This is a genomic window from Flavobacterium pasteuri, assembly GCF_048286615.1.
GTDB lineage: Bacteria > Bacteroidota > Bacteroidia > Flavobacteriales > Flavobacteriaceae > Flavobacterium.
In genome coordinates this window covers 1-1,390 of sequence record NZ_JBLVPN010000019.1, presented here as the reverse complement: position 1 = coordinate 1,390, position 1,390 = coordinate 1, and the positions used below count along the sequence as shown (strand labels likewise).

Genomic DNA, 1,390 nt, shown 5'->3' with positions numbered 1-1,390 from the left:
ATGTCTAGTCCTGAAATAGCGATACACAAAAAGTACCGTTATGGAAAATCCTCAAGAAAGTCGCTATGTAAAGCGTACTCAAAAAGACTACTCGATGTCTTTTAAATTACAAATTGTTCAAGAAATAGAGCGTGGACAACTCACTACTACAGAAGCTACAAAGAAATATAGTATTCAATGTAGAAAGACAGTTTTAGAATGGCTAAAAAAATTTGGTAGCTTTGATTGGGAGAACCAAACCTGTTTGACTATGGCAAAATTACCCGAACAAAAGATTATGGAACTAGAAGCTCAAGTCAAGCTTTTAGAGAAACAAAAAGCTTTTTTAGAACGTCAGGCATTTGTTGCCGATAAGAAAACAATCTTGTTTGATATGATGATTGATCTAGCTGAACAAGAATATCATATTGATATCCGAAAAAACTCCGTACCCGAACAATCGACCATTTTAAAGAAAAAGAGCAACAAACAGTAGCCTTTACCTGTTATTTGTTCGGGATAGACAGACAGGTTTATTATCGAAGCATTCGAAGGAAAAGAGTTAAGCAAGGCAAGGCTGAACTGGTTGTTTCAATGGTTGTTGTTATTAGAAAATCAATGCCTAGAATAGGTACTCGAAAACTCTATTATCTTCTACAGAACAAACTCCAGCTGATGAAAATTGGAAGGGATAAATTCTTCGATATACTAAGAGCTAATCATTTACTAATACAGCCAAAGCGTTCTTATCATACAACAACCAACTCGCATCATCGCTTTAGAAAACACGAGAATCTAATTCTGAATTTAGAAATAAACAGACCAGAACAAGTTTGGGTATCTGATATTACTTACATCGGAAAAAGAGACAATCCTTGCTACTTAAGTTTGGTTACTGATGCTTACTCCAAGAAAATAATGGGATATTATGTAGCTAACAACTTAAATGTTCAAAGTAATGTAATAGCTTTAAAAATGGCGCTTAAACAGAGAAAGAATTGTGGCTTGTCATTGATACATCATTCCGATAGAGGTTTGCAATATTGTGCTAATCAATACCAAGAAGAGCTCATTAATAATGGAGTTTTGTGCAGTATGACTCAAAATTCAGACCCCTATGAAAATGCAGTAGCAGAGAGAATAAATGGGATTTTAAAACAAGAATTTAGAATCGATAAATACAATCAAACAACAGAAATAACAAACCAAATTGTAAAGGAAGCGATTGCTATTTATAATGAAATCAGACCTCATTATTCTAATTACATGTTAACTCCCAAACAAATGCATGAGCAAAGTATAATTTATATGAGAACCTACAAAACAAAAAACAGTAGCAAAAACGTCTTTGCTACTGTTTAATATTTTAATTTTATCTAATAATCTGTATCGCTTTTTTAGGACGGGACAT

2 protein-coding genes are annotated in these 1,390 nt (G+C 33.2%); both read left to right on the top strand.

Annotated features, from left to right (window positions below):
* Positions 1 to 40 precede the first annotated feature (40 nt).
* Positions 41 to 475, top strand: a complete 435-nt coding sequence (locus ACNQF6_RS15710) for a hypothetical protein (RefSeq protein WP_417966965.1) — start codon at positions 41 to 43, stop codon at positions 473 to 475.
* A 14-nt stretch (positions 476 to 489) separates the two neighbouring features.
* Positions 490 to 1,341 carry an IS3 family transposase gene (locus tag ACNQF6_RS15705; RefSeq protein ID WP_417966963.1) on the top strand — a complete coding sequence of 284 codons (852 nt, stop codon included), beginning with the start codon at positions 490 to 492 and terminating at the stop codon, positions 1,339 to 1,341.
* Positions 1,342 to 1,390: the final 49 nt, after the last annotated feature.

Bases quoted from the DNA above. Each gene is read 5' to 3' on its own strand.
- ACNQF6_RS15710 (WP_417966965.1), top strand. From the start codon at position 41: ATGGAAAATCCTCAAGAAAGTCGCTATGTAAAGCGTACTCAAAAAGAC.